This window comes from Sphingopyxis sp. KK2 (assembly GCF_001990265.1).
Lineage (GTDB): Bacteria > Pseudomonadota > Alphaproteobacteria > Sphingomonadales > Sphingomonadaceae > Sphingopyxis.
Window position 1 is genome coordinate 1 of the sequence record NZ_LYVN01000288.1, and the last position, 1,162, is coordinate 1,162.

General features: G+C 67.2%; 1 protein-coding gene and 1 pseudogene. Both read left to right on the forward strand.

The genetic code is table 11. From position 1 onward, the window contains the following. Positions 1 to 773, forward strand: a pseudogene (locus tag B1A78_RS21815) (VirB4 family type IV secretion/conjugal transfer ATPase); the annotation flags it as partial. Beyond that, on the forward strand, positions 770 to 1,162 hold a 393-nt coding region (locus B1A78_RS21820; protein WP_179102138.1), incomplete at its 3' end, for a type IV secretion system protein. The pseudogene B1A78_RS21815 and the gene B1A78_RS21820, both read left to right, overlap by 4 nt.

The window sequence follows — 1,162 nt, forward strand, 5'->3', positions numbered from 1 at the left end:
CGCAGATCAAGGATGCGGTCGACGCGAGCTATGCGCAGCCGCCCGCGCACCGCCGCCTGCGTCACGTCGCCGAACTGTTCCGCGGCGGCGCCCGCCCGCGCGCCGACGACATGTGGTCGCGGCTGCGGCCTTGGTGGGGCGACGGCGAGCGCGCCTGGCTGTTCGACAATGTCGAGGACCTGACCGACATGGAGAGCCCGACGATCGGCTTCGACATGACCGTCATCCTCGACGATGCCGCGATGCGCACCCCGACGATGATGTACCTGTTCCACCGCGTCGAGGAACGGCTGACCGGCGAGGAAACGATCATCGTCGTCGACGAGGGCTGGAAGGCGCTCGACGACGATGTCTTCGTGCGCCGGATCAAGGATTGGGAAAAGACGATCCGCAAACGCAACGGCATCGTCGGCTTCGCCACGCAGAGCGCGCAGGACGCGCTCGAGAGCAAGATCGCCAGCGCGCTGATCGAACAGGTCGCGACGCAAATCTTCATGGCGAACCCCAAGGCGCGCGCCGCCGATTATATGGACGGCTTCGGCCTCACCGAGCATGAGTTTCAGCTGATCCGCACCCTGCCCGACGATGCGCATTGTTTCCTCGTCAAGCATGGCAATGACAGCGTCGTCGTGCGGCTCAACCTGTCGGGCGAGCGCGACCTGCTGACGATCCTGTCGGGCCGCGAGCGCACCGTGCGGCTGCTCGACCAGATCCGCGAAACCGCAGGCGACGATCCCAATGTGTGGATGTCGCGGCTGCTGGCGGTCGCATGACCTTCGCGCTCGCCACGATCTGCGCGCCGTCGTCCGCCGACAGCTTCGTCGCCGGGACGCTCGGCGCGATCGAATGCCAGGCGCAGACGATCGGCAACGCCGGCTATCTCGCGCTCTCGGCCCCGGGATCGAGCATCATGGCCTTTCTGACCGCGATGCTGACGATCTTCGTCGCATTGATCGGCTATCGCATGTTCGCGGGGCGCGGACCCGACCTCGGCGGCGGGCTCTTGATCTTTGCCAAGATCGGCATCGTGCTCGCGCTCGCGACGAGTTGGCCCGCCTTTCGCACGCTCGTCTATGACGTCGCGATCGACGCCCCGGCGCAGCTCGGCGCGGCGGTCGGCGGTGCGGCGTCGCTCACCGGCGGTGGCCAGGCGCTCACCAAC